At 48.4% G+C, this 13,263-nt stretch carries 11 protein-coding genes; 1 reads left to right on the top strand and 10 read right to left on the bottom strand.

The features are described from left to right. Nucleotides 1-21 precede the first annotated feature (21 nt). The 5 genes from H9Q77_RS05580 to kduI form a co-directional block, all read right to left on the bottom strand. Nucleotides 22-1,053 carry a sugar kinase gene (locus H9Q77_RS05580; protein ID WP_022154725.1) on the bottom strand — a complete coding sequence of 344 codons (1,032 nt, stop codon included), beginning with the start codon at nt 1,051-1,053 and terminating at the stop codon, nt 22-24. A gap of 99 nt (nt 1,054-1,152) precedes the next feature. Further along, nucleotides 1,153-2,118: a bifunctional 4-hydroxy-2-oxoglutarate aldolase/2-dehydro-3-deoxy-phosphogluconate aldolase gene (locus tag H9Q77_RS05575; protein WP_249326779.1), complete on the bottom strand. Its 966-nt coding sequence runs from the start codon at nt 2,116-2,118 to the stop codon at nt 1,153-1,155. 96 nt (nt 2,119-2,214) lie between these two features. Continuing rightward, on the bottom strand, nt 2,215-2,853 hold the full coding sequence (locus H9Q77_RS05570) for an RpiB/LacA/LacB family sugar-phosphate isomerase (protein WP_022154727.1): 639 nt from the start codon (nt 2,851-2,853) through the stop codon (nt 2,215-2,217). 105 nt (nt 2,854-2,958) lie between these two features. Beyond that, nucleotides 2,959-3,762, bottom strand: coding sequence for a gluconate 5-dehydrogenase (locus H9Q77_RS05565; RefSeq protein WP_022154728.1), 804 nt, complete (start codon nt 3,760-3,762; stop codon nt 2,959-2,961). 58 nt (nt 3,763-3,820) lie between these two features. Continuing rightward, nucleotides 3,821-4,681, bottom strand: a complete 861-nt coding sequence (gene kduI / locus H9Q77_RS05560; RefSeq protein WP_118692480.1) for a 5-dehydro-4-deoxy-D-glucuronate isomerase — start codon at nt 4,679-4,681, stop codon at nt 3,821-3,823. Between the two features lie 287 nt (nt 4,682-4,968). Here kduI and H9Q77_RS05555 point away from each other — a divergent pair, with 287 nt between their 5' ends. Beyond that, nucleotides 4,969-5,862, top strand: coding sequence for an AraC family transcriptional regulator (locus H9Q77_RS05555; RefSeq protein WP_022154730.1), 894 nt, complete (start codon nt 4,969-4,971; stop codon nt 5,860-5,862). 32 nt (nt 5,863-5,894) lie between these two features. Here H9Q77_RS05555 and H9Q77_RS05550 read toward each other — a convergent pair whose 3' ends face one another. From H9Q77_RS05550 to atpD, 5 genes are all read right to left on the bottom strand, one after another. Next, nucleotides 5,895-6,758 carry a YitT family protein gene (locus H9Q77_RS05550; RefSeq protein ID WP_330596069.1) on the bottom strand — a complete coding sequence of 288 codons (864 nt, stop codon included), beginning with the start codon at nt 6,756-6,758 and terminating at the stop codon, nt 5,895-5,897. A gap of 13 nt (nt 6,759-6,771) precedes the next feature. Further along, nucleotides 6,772-9,465: a YfhO family protein gene (locus tag H9Q77_RS05545; protein ID WP_249326777.1), complete on the bottom strand. Its 2,694-nt coding sequence runs from the start codon at nt 9,463-9,465 to the stop codon at nt 6,772-6,774. Next, nucleotides 9,449-11,311 carry an LTA synthase family protein gene (locus H9Q77_RS05540; RefSeq protein WP_249326775.1) on the bottom strand — a complete coding sequence of 621 codons (1,863 nt, stop codon included), beginning with the start codon at nt 11,309-11,311 and terminating at the stop codon, nt 9,449-9,451. Before H9Q77_RS05540 ends, H9Q77_RS05545 begins: the two co-directional genes overlap by 17 nt. 130 nt (nt 11,312-11,441) lie before the next feature. Continuing rightward, on the bottom strand, nt 11,442-11,858 hold the full coding sequence (gene atpC, locus H9Q77_RS05535; protein WP_249326773.1) for an ATP synthase F1 subunit epsilon: 417 nt from the start codon (nt 11,856-11,858) through the stop codon (nt 11,442-11,444). A gap of 17 nt (nt 11,859-11,875) precedes the next feature. Beyond that, nucleotides 11,876-13,243, bottom strand: coding sequence for a F0F1 ATP synthase subunit beta (gene atpD / locus H9Q77_RS05530; protein WP_235897881.1), 1,368 nt, complete (start codon nt 13,241-13,243; stop codon nt 11,876-11,878). Between the last annotated feature and the right edge of the window lie 20 nt (nt 13,244-13,263).

Raw genomic sequence — 13,263 nt, 5'->3', positions numbered from 1 at the left:
CACTATTCTGTTCACAGAAGCTTATCTCTGTACACGTCCGGAAGCATCGCCGCCAGCCAGGGTCTCAACTTCTTTTCTGGATACCAGGTTGAAGTCGCCGGGGATGGTGTGCTTCAGAGCAGATGCAGCTACGCCATACTCAAGAGCATCCTTGAAGTTCTTGCCATCCAGCATACCGCAGATCACGCCGCCTGCGAAGGAATCGCCGCCGCCTACACGGTCAACGATGGGATGGATGCTGTACTCTTTGGAGTGATAGAACTCCTTGGTATCTCTGGAGTAGATGCAAGCAGACCAACCGTTATCGGAAGCGGAATGGCTTACACGCAGAGAGGATACGCAGTACTCGAAGTTGAACTTGTCAACCATCTGCTCGAAGATGGACTTGTAACCAGCCAGCTCCAGCTCACCGCTGGTAACATCGGTATCGCCGGGCTTGAAGCCAAGTACCAGTTCAGCATCTTCTTCGTTACCGATACATACATCAACGTACTTCATCAGGTTGGTCATAACCTTCTGAGCCTTCTCGGAGCTCCACAGCTTCTTACGGAAGTTCAGGTCTACGGATACCTTTACGCCGTGCTTCTTTGCAGCGATCAGAGCCTTCTCGGTCAGCTCTGCAGCAGCGTCGGATACAGCGGGGGTAATACCGGTGAAGTGGAACCAGTCAGCGCCTTCGAAGATCTCATCGAAGTTGAAATCAGCCTCGGTTGCGGTAGAGATAGAGGAATGTGCTCTATCGTATACAACCTTGGAAGGTCTCATGGAAGAACCGCTCTCCAGGTAGTAGATACCCAGTCTCTCACCGCATCTTGCGATGTGCTTGGTCTCTACGTTGTACTTTCTCAGAGCTGCGACTGCGCACTCACCGATCTCGTTGTCAGGAACTGCGGTAACGAACTCAGCGTCATGACCGTAGTTAGCCAGAGATACTGCTACGTTAGCTTCACCGCCGCCGTAGTTTACATCGAACTCGTCTGCCTGGATAAATTTCTCGTTGTTGGGGGTGGACAGTCTCAGCATGATCTCACCCATGGTAATTACTTTTGCCATTTTGGTATATTCCTTTCTCAAATTAAAATTGTCTATTATCCTCGGTTGTTCCGATTGCATATTCCGTCACGAACCCGTCCGGTTTTCGGAATCCTATTCTTATTTCTGTACCAGATGAACTGCAAATCCGCCGATCTCTTCCTTCAGGTAGATAGCCTTCAGGTTGCCCTTGGCATCTCTCTTCGCGGACTCTTCGTTGAACTCAACACCCAGAACAGTGCTCAGGTAGTTGACAGCTCTCTCGATGTAGTTGGTCTTAACAGCGATGTGGCCGTTCTTGCCCAGGTAAGGAGTCTTCATAACTTCCAGAGCAGAGCCTGCGAATACGGAGCTGTTGCCAACCTTAGCGGGCATACCGAAGATGAATGCGAAACGGTTTGCAGCCTTAACAGCCTCTTCCTCGTTCTCTGCATTGACACCAACATGAGCCAGTTCGAAGCCCAGCATGGTCTGTACTGCTTCTCTGGTCAGCTGCTCGATCTTGTCCCACTCACCGGCATTGATCAGGTCACCGGGAACCATCCAGGAACCACCGCAAGCGATGATCTTGGGGAAGTCAAGGTAAGAAGTCAGGTTCTTAGCGTTTACGCCACCGGTAGGCATGAACTTCATGTTTACATAAGGAGCTGCCATAGCCTTGATCTTAGCCAGACCGCCGGACTGCTCAGCAGGGAAGAACTTAACTACATCCAGGCCAAGCTCGATAGCCTGCTCAATGTCGCTGGGGCTGGAAGTACCGGGAGTGATAGGAATGTTCTTCTCTACACAATACTTAACGGTTCTGGGATTTAAGCCGGGGCTTACGATGAACTTAGCGCCTGCTGCTACTGCTGCGTCAACCTGTTCTGCGTTCAGAACGGTACCTGCACCAACACACATGTTGGGGAAGTTGTCGGTCATGATCTTGATAGCTTCTGCTGCTGCGCTGGTACGGAAGGTAACCTCTGCACAGGGAAGTCCACCTGCGCAAAGTGCCTTTGCCAGAGGAAGTGCATCTGCTGCGTTGTCAATTTTTACAACCGGTACGATACCGATTTTGCTGATTTGCTCTAATACTGCGTTCATAAATAACACCTTTCTGTCTTATAGACTAATAGTTATGTGAAAAATCTTCGCAGGAAATCCTGTCGAAAATATTTCTGCAAAATTAAACCAATACTTTTATGCCAGTACTTCCTTCACTGCCTCAGCGATCTTGTCGCACTTGCAGTTTGCGAAGAAATACTCTTTAAATTTGGCACCGGATAAAGCACCCTTTACCAGTTCACGATCCAGATTCTTCAGGATGGTCACCATATCGGTATGCGTTACTTCTTTTACCTGATCCAGGATCTTCTTGTTGCGCTGCTCGGGAACAACTCTCTCAGGGGGATATCCACCACCGCCGGGAGCACAGAACAGTTTTTCAAAGGTATACTGTAAATTCAGTTCACCGCCCCAGCCGAAGTTCTCAGCAAAAGGAAGTGCTACACAGTTACCGTCGTTTACCTGAGAGAACAGGTAAGCATCCAAAGGGGACTCAATATGTCCGCACAGAACCTTAGGGAAGGAATTGCATGCAAGCATGGCACCTTCGCCGGTTCCGCATCCGGTGATCACGAAATCTGCTGCACCGGAGTTCAAAAGAACTGCTGCCAGAATACCGTTCTGTACGTAGGTCAGGGAATTGGGATCCTCTGCGCCGCACATACCGTAGTTGAATACTTCATGACCCATGGGCTCTACTACTTTTTTAAGAGTAGCACAGATCATTTCATTCTTGGCAGCCTGACTGTTTTCATTGATCAAAGCTATCTTCATGAGATACTCCTTTTCTAATCTAAACGCCACAACAGTCAGCCGCCGAAATTCTTCTGCGACTGACCTGGTGTGGGTAATTTATTTTGTTTTCCTTTTGCACGGGCTCTACTGGGGCTGTTTGCCGATGTAAGCAAGGATACCGCCATCTACATAGAGGATGTGTCCATTGACTGCATTGGATGCCTCAGAAGCAAGGAATACAGCGGGACCGGTCAGCTCTTCGGGCTTTAACCATCTGTTAGCAGGGGTCTTAGCGCAGATGAACTGATCGAAAGGATGTCTGCTGCCATCGGGCTGGATCTCACGAAGAGGAGCCGTCTGAGGAGTCTCGATGTAACCGGGTCCAAGGCCATTACACTGAATGTTGTACTGGCCGTACTCGGAGCAGATGTTCTTGGTCAGCATCTTTAAGCCGCCCTTAGCTGCTGCATATGCAGATACAGTCTCACGACCCAGCTCGGACATCATGGAACAGATGTTGATGATCTTACCATGACCCTTCTTGATCATTGCAGGGATAACTGCTTTCGATACGATGAAAGGTGCATTCAGGTCTACGTCGATTACCTGACGGAACTGATCTGCGGTCATCTCGGTCATAGGAATTCTCTTGATGATGCCTGCGTTGTTAACCAGGATATCGATGGTGCCTACTTCCTTCTCGATCTGAGCTACCATAGCATTAACTGCTTCTTCGTTGGTAACGTCACATACATAGCCGTGAGCCTTGATGCCTTTCTCAGCGTATGCAGCGATTCCCTTGTCTACCAGCTCCTGCTTGATATCGTTGAAGCAGATGGTAGCGCCGCACTCAGCATATGCGGAAGCGATAGCGAAGCCAATACCGTAAGATGCGCCGGTAACCAGTGCAACCTTACCTTCCAGTGAGAAATTAGTGAATTCAGACATTGTTTTTTCTCCTTTTCTTTATAAAAACTGTTATTTTAGTTACATTTCCACAAGGATCTTATTTCAGATCTCTGTTGTCGACACCGTCCATGTCATCAAAGTCCTGATTCTCGCCGACCATACCCCAGATAAAGGTGTATGCTCTGGAACCGCATCCGGAATGGATGGACCAGCTGGGGGAGATGACTGCCTCTTCGTTACGCATTACGATGTGGCGGGTCTCATCGGGTTCTCCCATAAAGTGCATTACAAATGCATCCTCGGGAATATCAAAATACAGATATACTTCCATACGTCTGTCATGTGTATGACAGGGCATGGTATTCCATACACTGCCGGGCTCTAACTTCGTCATACCCATCTCCAGCTGACAGCTCTCTACCTGTCCTGGAAGGATATATTTGCAGATAACTCTGTGGTTGGCATCCTCCAGAGTACCCAGCTCTACTTTATTCTCATCCTTTACAATGACTACACCCTCTTCGGGAGTACCCTCCGGCTTGATCAGCACGGTCGGATAAGTCTTATGTGCGGGAGCGGAATTCAGATAAAATTTAGCGGGCTGCTTCTCATCCTCACTTGCGAAAATGATCTCCTTGGAGCCCATTCCTATGTACATAGCTTCCTTGTAGCCCACCTTGTACACTTTGCCATCAACGGTAATCATACCTGCTCCACCGATATTGATCACACCCAGTTCTCTTCTCTGGCAGAAATATTCTGCACGGAGTTCATCTCCGGCGGTCAGAGTGATAGGGCTTACAGGAACTGCTGCTCCTGTAATGATTCTGTCGATGTGGCTGTACACCAGCTTGATCTCGCCGGGTACAAACAGATTCTGGATCAGAAACTCTTCTCTCAGACGCTCTGTGGTGTAATGCTTCACATCTCTTGGTGATACTGCTGTTCTAAGTTCCACCTTACGCCTCTCTTTCCTCAACGGGCGGCCTGCGTGCCGCTATTGAATGTTACCTTTTTATGAAAGCACTTACATTATAACATATCATTGTAACTATTTCCAACACCTTTTTACTTATTTTTATAAAATTTATAAAAAGGCGGAAGGGCTGTAAATGCTTTTCTCTTTTGTATGACTTAAGTATACTCGAAAAAATTCTCAATGTCTTTTCATTTTTTAGTCTAAACATTGCAAATTTTGAACTTTTGATGTTTAATAGAAATATCGAGAGAAAGGAACACATGAAAATGGAAGAACTTACTTCTTGTAAAACAGCCATAGAAAATTGTAAAGTCTCAGGGACCTTTGCCATTGCCCACTTATATAAAGAAGAAAAAGCCATGGACATGCACATCCATGACTGCTATGAGATCTATTATTCCATCTGCGGCGGCAAACAGTTCCTGATCGACAATTGTTTCTATACGATTGCCCCGGGGGATCTCTTTATCATCAATCAGTATGAAAGTCACAAGCTGACCCAGATCGACAATTCCGTCCATGAGCGGATCGTCCTGTCGGTAGCGCCGGACTTCATGAAACAGCTTTCCACAGAGCAGACAGATCTGAGCTTCTGTTTCACCCACCGCAGTACCCCTTTTTCCCATAAGCTGTCATTAAATAAGGAACAACAGAAGCGATTTCTCTATTATATCAACAAAATCACCTCTGCTGAGGGCTTCGCCCATGACATTACGGAATATGCCGCTTTCATGGAACTGATGGTCATGCTCAACACTCTGTTCGTCAGGAACACGGAACAGACCTCCACCGGAGAAAACACCGCAGATGCCGCGGAATACAAGGACAGCTCCTACCGCTACAACCATCAGGTGGACGATATTTTAACCTTCATCAACCAGAATATCTCCCAGCCCATTACCATAGAACAGTTAGCCGGACAGTTTTACTTAAGTGAATCCTATATCTGCAGGATCTTCAAATCCGCCACCGGCACCACGATCAACAAATACATCACCGCCCGCCGCATCAGTATCGCCAAAGCCGTATTGAACGAAAACGGTAATGTCATGGAAGCCTTCGAACGCAGTGGTTTCACAGACTACAGCAATTTTTTCAAAGCTTTCACCAAAGCCGTGGGCATCTCCCCGAAAAAATACGCAAGCCTGAGTGTCAGTTAAACTGCTGACTCTCAGGCTCTTTTTTACAACTCTTAATCATTCGGTCTCTGATAAAATCTTCCCGCCAGGTTCTCCGTACGGATCATATTGACGAAGGCCTGGGGATCGGTCTTACGCACCGTATTCACAACCTTATTCACTTCATCGCGTCCTACCACGGAGTACAGCACATCACATTCCTGTTTGGAATAACAGCCCTCTCCCTTGATCAGTGTGGCATCATGGTGCGTGATCTCCGCAATGGCTTCGTAGACATCCTCCGGTCGTTTGGTCACGATGATCAGTGTCTGCTTCTGATACCGCTTGTACAATATATGCAGTACCTGGGTGGAGGTGTACTGGAAAATAATGGAATACAGCGCCTTGTCCCATCCGAACAGTGCTCCGGCGATCCCAAGGATCACCACATTTCCGGCGAAAATATAATTCCAGGAGTCAATGCCGTATTTCTCCGACAGGAAAATTGCGATAAAATCCGTACCTCCGCTGGTGGCATTGGCAAACAGGCACAGACTGATGGCAAGTGCATTGATCAATCCTCCGAAGATAGAGATCAGCAGAATATCCTGCGTCATGGGAAATGACGGCACAATATCTGTCAGGATACCACTCACCACGATCATCAGACAGGAATAACCGGTAAATTTTTTCCCGATAAATTTGAAACTGATGATAGCCGGAATCGCATTCAGGATAAAATTGATCACCGAGAAGGGCGGCTCCCAGTGCCACAGCAGTGCACTGATCTCCTGTATCAGACGAGTCAGACCGTTGAATCCACCGGGAATCAGTCCTCCGGTGCGGACAAAGCTTTTTAAATTCACGGCCATAATAAGGGATCCCGCCAGGATCAGGCAGGTACGCCGCAAGGTATCACAAATACTCTTCTTCATCATAATTCGCTCCTTCTTACATCCTTCCTGCCTCTTCCTTCACAGAACCTTCCTCTGTGTGCGTTTTCTCCGCATTCTCGTTTTCCATTGTTTCGTCTGCTGCCTTTTGCGAAGGCTCATTCTCCGCACAGTCTTTCCTTTTCCTGTCACACCTCTGGTACAGCACGTATCCCAACAGGATCAGTACACTTCCCGCGCTTACTAAAATACCGATATTCCGTCCTTCCGGTACATAGTGCATCTGTATCGTATGCTCTCCCGCTTCCAGATCAAATGCCATGAGGGCATCGCCGAACTGCTCAGGCTCTGCATTTTCTCCGTCAATCTGCACCGTCCAGCCCTCCTCATAAGGCACGGACAGGATCAGTCTGCCGGCTTCTTCCAGACTTAAGGTTCCTGAAATATGAGTGCTGTCCATCTCTACATTTTCCAGATGTTCTTTTGACAATATCTCCACTGCCTGTGCCAGCACTTCTTCATTCAGTACATAGGCTTCCGCCGATACCTTCTGCGTCTCATCCTCATCATCCCCGTTGGTCAGCGTCACGCGCTCTCCCTCCAACAGATATCCCAGATACAGAATGGATCCGTCCTTCAGATCACTGTAATCCTGCGTCTCCAGCGTTCCCCCAAGCACCTGCACCTTTTTGGTTCCTGTGGCATTGATCCTCGCGTAATAGTAGCCTGCCCGGTCCGCCGTAATACATACATTATCTCCGCTAGTCTCACTGGTCGCCCGGTCCAGTAAGGGCTCTGCGATTCCCAGATCCTCGGTCAGCTGATTCTGCGCTCTCACACCGGTGCTGATCTCGTCCGTAACATTCCAGCCCGTCGGTGCCACATAGCCAAAGGGCAGCGTATATTTACAATGATATAAATAAACATCTCCACTGTTATTCACGATCTCATACAGACCGTTTTCGTATTTATCCGATCCGCCGAACATGTAATCCACATTCAGGAGTGCCGAAACGAAAGCTGTCGCTCCGTCGAAGCCGTAATAAACCTTACTGTGGCGCATGCCAAGCTTCTTATACAGATCCATGACCTGGGAATTCATGGTGGAGGAAAATACCGAAGCCGTAGGGTACCCGGTCAGGGTTCCGTCATTTTTCGTCTTGCGGGTAAACTTCTCGATACGGAAGAAGTCATCCCCCTCCTGTTCCCGCGCCAGGGTGTACAACGCTTTATAATCCTCCTGGTCTCCCAGATAAGCGCTTCGTCCGGTAGTGCCCAGACTCGTATTAAATGTATTGATGCTCAGCTCCGCCACTATGCACGCCAACACCAGAATCCCCAGCACCTGCCTCATCAGTTCGCTCTTCCTCGTCCGGTACAGATACAGGATCACCCCGTAGATCGTAACGAACACCAGCGTCAGCACTTCAATACCCGTGTCGAAATCCTCGCTCTCCACGAATTTTTCACAGGCAAGTAAAAATATCACCGCCGCCAGATACCCATAGATGATCTGCCTGGGAGAAGTGCCTTCCACATTCCGGAAAGCATCGTAGCACATGACAAGGATCAGAAAAATATATAGAAAAGACTGTCTCGCCGGCAGGGAATCCGGATAATTCAGACCGTGCCATAAAAAATCCAGGACATTGGTTCCGAAGCTGAGCAGCAAAAATCCCGCCAGTGCCAGATTGCAGAACCGTTTTCTCACCGATATTTTTTCATTCAGTGCATACATGGGCACCAGTAAAAATACTGCCACACCACAGTAAATGTTCGGCCAGTGTTCCAGTCCCCTCTCCGTGGTCACGCACAGGCAGTGTCTTGCCAGCATATCAAACACGGAAAAATAAGACTCCAGCGTAGCGGGGAAATCCGAATTGCCAAAATCCGTCCGTAAGATAGCGCAGACCTCCGGAATCAGCAGTGCCGCAGCCAGCCCTCCTGCCAGCAGCGATGCAAATGCAAATCTCCCGATCCTGCAAAATACCGTTTTTACTTTTTGGCTCTGTCCTTCCGTCATGGTATAATATTCCGTGATCAGCAGCATTCCGAAATACAGCACCAGGAAGATACAGATCATAATGGAAATATAGTAATTGGTCAGGATGCAAAGCCCCAGAGTCACAGTGTACATGATCCATCTGCCCTCTCTGGCCAGCCGCTCCGCTCCCAGAAGGATCAGAGGTAACAGGATCAGGCAGTCCAGCCACATCACATTCCAGTTATAGGCTGCCAGATAGCCGGACAGGGCATAGCAGGTGGAAAAAAGGATCACCGCCGGATCCGCCTTGCCAAACGTCTTCCGCAGATAAATACTGAACGTAAGTCCCATAAGACCGATCCGCAGGATCACGAGATAACTCATGAATTCCATGATCAGACTCTCCGGAAGCAAAAATACCAGCCAGTTAAAAGGACTTGCCACATAATAGACATATAATGCCAGGAAATTCGATCCGATCCCCACGTTGTAAGAATAAGACAGTCCCTCTCCCGCTTTGATCTTGTGTACGAATTCACTTAAAAAAGGCATATACTGATGGTACATGTCGGAGAACAGAAAACTCCGGTCACCAAAAGGATATATGCCCCGTATGATAAAAAGGATCAGCATAATAAATGCAGGCACAAAGAACGCAAGCACAGAGATTCCTCTCTGCGTCCTGCGTTCTGCACTTATTGCTGTCGTCTTGTTGCCATTCATCTTAGTCTTCTCCGTGATCTCTAATGTTTTACCTTTCGTAATCAAACAGCAGATAATACTCCAGGCTCCGGTAATCGTTGAATGCTTCCCCACATTCCTTCACCGTCGTAAGAGTGCCGTCCACCTCTCTCACACCTGCTGCACTGATCACCGGGTATTCCTTCCGAAGCCCGGTCAGACTGCTCTGCAGGGCAGGCAGTGGCAGATCACAGTTCTCCAACACATCCATTGCCAGATAATTAGCACTGGTCTCTCCGTCCGTCTGCTCCTCGATGTCAAAGTTGCTCCAGATCACATAAGGTACTTTATATTTTAACAGATTTTCCTCGTCTGTTAAAGTCTCCGGATTCACTTTATTATTTCTTAAGATCGGATTGCTCACATAAGTCGTAGGCTGATGATCTCCGAAGAATACGATCATGGTATCCTCATCTGCCTGAGAGAAATAATCGATCAAACCCTGCAGAGCAGAATCCGTCTGTTTTACCAGCGACAGATACATGGACAATGCTTTGGAGTCAATTCCATCCACGGTAATATCCGGGGTAAAGTTATGGAATTCCTCTTCGTAACCGCTGTGGTTCTGCATGGTTACGTTAAAGACAAACAGCGGCTCGCCCTCTTTTTTATTCTCATACAGTTCGATGATCTTGGCAAAACTACTCTCATCGGAGATATAATTGCGGATCCGTTTCGGATTCGTGAAATCATCCTGGGATAAAAACTCATCAAAACCAAGTAACGGATAGACTCTGTCTCTGTCCCAGCCGCTGGCATAATACGGATGGATCGCCACGGTATGATAGTCCAGCTCCTTCAGGTAGGATGCCAGAGACGGCGTCTCTTTCTGCACATACTGCTGGTAAGCCACACTGCCCTGGGGCAGGAATCCAATGGTATTGCCTGTGAGGAATTCGAACTCCGTATTGGCAGTATTTCCACCCAGCACGGAAACATTCAGATAACCGGTTCTGGTATTCTCCGCGCCCTGCTGTAATCTGTGAATAAAGGGCATATAGTCCTCGTTGGTGGTGAAATCGCCTCTCACCGCCAGATCGGAAAAGGCCTCATCCATGATGACAATGATATTCGGGCGCTTCACGCTCTCCGGATCTTCCACGGCTGCCGTAAGCCCTGCGGAATCCTGTCCTGCCTGTGTATACTTACTGCCGGTCTCCTCCGGAGAATATCCTGACGGCTTCTCCACATCCATATACTCCAGTTCCATCAGGAACGCCACGATATTGCCATCTCTTTTGTTCATGACGGTAGGGGTAAACAGCTTATCATACAGACCAAAGCTTCTCACAAAGCTCTCACTCTGTATCATACCGGTATAACCGTAGATCAATACAATGCTAAGCAGTATGAGTGCCGCTCTTTTTGCCACTCTCGCCGGAGCCTTCATATGAAAACGGCTCTCGATCAACAGCAATATCAGGAATCCTATAATGACCAGCACCGTGCTGCCCTTCAGTGTATAGTTAAAATTCCCTGCCACACTGGCAGCCGTACCGATGGAATAAATATCCCAGGGCATAATAGGTGCTGACCGGAAATTCAACACATAATAATTCGCCAGACCCGCCGCCATGAAAAATGCTGTCTGCAGCATCAGAGCTGCCCGGACATATTTAACGATTCCGAATAACAGAAGCGCAGTCAGTACATAAAACGCCATGTTCAATATCTGTGTCTTGAAATGCATTGTTGTGAAAGGATTGTGGGTATACAGTTCAAACAGATAAAATGTCACCAGCGGACATACCGCAAGTGCTATGCAGGAAGGAAGTTTCTCTCTGGTGATTCCTATTTTCCTAACGCAGTGACGCAAAAAGCCTGCAATGGCAGCTGCGACACTTCGTATTGATTTTTTCTGTAAATAATCCATCGCTTAACTCTCCTTACGATTCTGAAGAGATTTTATCGCAATGACAGAAAAATAACAATTTCCGAATTGCACACATTTGCTAACATTACAGGCTTATTTTTGTTACTTTTTACATATGTTTTACGTATTACTACTTGACTTCGTATTTTCCGGCTTCTTTCAGGCGCAGCATTGCTCTCGCCATGGATGCCTGGGATACATGATACTCCTGGATACTCTGCTTCTGACGCAGCTGTTCCTTCGCACGCTCCAGGGCAGCCTCCGCACGGACTCTGTCGATATCCTCCGGGCGTTCTGCCGTATCCACCAGCATGATCACACGGTTATGAGAAATGTAGACACAGCCCACACCGACTACGGCTTTGGTCCAGTCATCCTCCTCTTTTTCCTTGAAGCGTACCTCGCCCTCTCTCGTGGCAATGACCATATCCTCGTGGTGAGACATAATGGCCTGCTCACCGTCCAGAGCCGGTACGATAATAATGCCACATTTTCCATCGAAAAATACTTTATCACTGGCAATGACCTTCAAACTAAAGGTGTTCATATGCACACCGCCTTTCCTTACTGTGCCATGAGCTTCTTAGCCTTTTCCACTGCCTCATCAATGGTACCTACATTGAAGAATGCAGCTTCCGGATACTCATCCATCTCACCGTCGATGATCGCACGGAATCCGCGGATAGTCTCCTTCACAGGCACATACTTGCCGGGTACACCGGTGAAGTTCTCTGCCACATGGAAGGGCTGGGACAGGAAACGCTGGATCTTACGGGCACGATATACGGTTACCTTATCCTCATCGGACAGTTCCTCCATACCCAGGATGGCGATAATATCCTGCAGTTCCTTGTACTTCTGCAGCATTGCCTGCACCTGGCGTGCAGTCTCATAATGCTCCTTACCTACCACATCCTCTTCCAGGATACGGGAAGTGGATTCCAGGGGATCCACTGCGGGGTAAATACCCTGTTCCACGATCTTACGGGACAGAACGGTGGTGGCATCCAGATGTGCGAACGTAGTCGCGGGTGCGGGGTCAGTCAGGTCATCCGCAGGCACGTAAACAGCCTGAACGGAAGTAACACTACCCTTGTTCGTGGAAGCGATACGTTCCTGTAACTCACCGACCTCGGTAGCCAGTGTGGGCTGATATCCTACTGCGGAAGGCATACGGCCTAACAGTGCGGATACCTCACTACCTGCCTGCACAAAACGGAAGATGTTATCAATGAACAGCAACACATTCTGGTGCTCTTCATCACGGAAATACTCTGCCATGGTCAGTCCTGTCTCGGCGACACGCATACGTGCTCCGGGGGGCTCATTCATCTGACCGAAGACTAGCGCGGTCTTCTCTAATACTCCGGACTCCTTCATCTCACTCCACAGATCATTACCCTCACGGGAACGCTCGCCGACACCGGTGAAAATAGAATAGCCACCGTGCTCCGTAGCAATATTTCGGATCAGCTCCTGGATCAGCACAGTCTTGCCGACACCGGCACCACCGAACAGACCGATCTTACCACCCTTTGCATAGGGTGCCAGCAGATCGATAACTTTAATACCGGTCTCCAGCATCTCTACGACCGGGCTCTGCTCTTCGAAGGAAGGCGGATCTCTGTGGATGACCCAATGCTCCTCTCCCTCCAGGGATTCTCCACCATCGATGGTCTCTCCCAATACGTTGAACAATCTTCCCAGTGTCTTTTTACCTACCGGAACCTGAATTCCTTTACCGGTAGCAATAACATCCATATCCTTGCAGAGTCCTTCACTGGCACCTAACATAATACAGCGGACGGTATTGTTGCCGATATGCTGTGCCACTTCCATGACCAGACGTTTACCTTCGCTGTATACTTCCAGAGCATCCTTGATAAAAGGAAGGTCATTGTTCTCGAACTCTACGTCTACAACAGGTCCCATGACCTGAACGATCTTACCAT

This window comes from Simiaoa sunii (genome assembly GCF_014337175.1).
GTDB classification, from domain to species: domain Bacteria; phylum Bacillota; class Clostridia; order Lachnospirales; family Lachnospiraceae; genus Acetatifactor; species Acetatifactor intestinalis.
The sequence above is the reverse complement of the archived record's forward strand: the minus strand, read 5'-3'. Positions and strand labels throughout refer to the sequence as shown.

What these genes read in the sequence shown, in the direction of transcription:
- H9Q77_RS05580 (WP_022154725.1), bottom strand. Translation starts at nt 1,053, where the DNA reads ATGGCAAAAGTAATTACCATGGGTGAGATCATGCTGAGACTGTCCACC.
- H9Q77_RS05575 (WP_249326779.1), bottom strand. Translation starts at nt 2,118, where the DNA reads ATGAACGCAGTATTAGAGCAAATCAGCAAAATCGGTATCGTACCGGTT.
- H9Q77_RS05570 (WP_022154727.1), bottom strand. Translation starts at nt 2,853, where the DNA reads ATGAAGATAGCTTTGATCAATGAAAACAGTCAGGCTGCCAAGAATGAA.
- H9Q77_RS05565 (WP_022154728.1), bottom strand. Translation starts at nt 3,762, where the DNA reads ATGTCTGAATTCACTAATTTCTCACTGGAAGGTAAGGTTGCACTGGTT.
- H9Q77_RS05555 (WP_022154730.1), top strand. Translation starts at nt 4,969, where the DNA reads ATGGAAGAACTTACTTCTTGTAAAACAGCCATAGAAAATTGTAAAGTC.
- H9Q77_RS05550 (WP_330596069.1), bottom strand. Translation starts at nt 6,758, where the DNA reads ATGATGAAGAAGAGTATTTGTGATACCTTGCGGCGTACCTGCCTGATC.
- H9Q77_RS05540 (WP_249326775.1), bottom strand. Translation starts at nt 11,311, where the DNA reads ATGGATTATTTACAGAAAAAATCAATACGAAGTGTCGCAGCTGCCATT.
- atpC (WP_249326773.1), bottom strand. Translation starts at nt 11,858, where the DNA reads ATGAACACCTTTAGTTTGAAGGTCATTGCCAGTGATAAAGTATTTTTC.
- atpD (WP_235897881.1), bottom strand. Translation starts at nt 13,243, where the DNA reads ATGGGACCTGTTGTAGACGTAGAGTTCGAGAACAATGACCTTCCTTTT.